This window comes from Streptococcus sp. HMSC36C04 (assembly GCF_001839535.1).
Taxonomy (GTDB): domain Bacteria; phylum Bacillota; class Bacilli; order Lactobacillales; family Streptococcaceae; genus Streptococcus; species Streptococcus hominis.
The window spans coordinates 1-364 of sequence record NZ_KV841597.1; the positions used below are offsets into that span (position 1 = coordinate 1).

The following is a 364-nucleotide window of genomic DNA, read 5'->3' on the forward strand; positions in this document are numbered from 1 at the left end:
CTGCCACTCCTTCGAAAATACTTGCTCTATGGTTACGAACAGACTGACAAAGTGGTAGGGGAGAACTGTCTACGATGGCAATCGTATCGGAGGAGATTTGGTCATTCATCGCCTGTCGAATGAGTTGTAGCAACCAAATCAACTGTCTTGAGCGACGATTAAAGCGACTTCTTTCAAGCATTTGGCCACAAGGAAATAGTTGGCAGATTCGGTGAAAATGATGTTGGGATTTGATTCTTAGTTCAGCTTGCAAGAGCAGTAAGACTAATAGAGATTCATCCGAAACTTTTGACAAGCTGACATTACGGCGATGCTTCAATGAATCAGGGTAATAATCCCGATAAAGCTGATGACAAATTTTGGA

The 364-nt window shown here is 42.3% G+C and carries 1 pseudogene; it reads right to left on the reverse strand.

The window, feature by feature from the left end:
* A pseudogene (locus HMPREF3249_RS09225) lies at positions 1–364 on the reverse strand (IS982 family transposase); the annotation flags it as partial.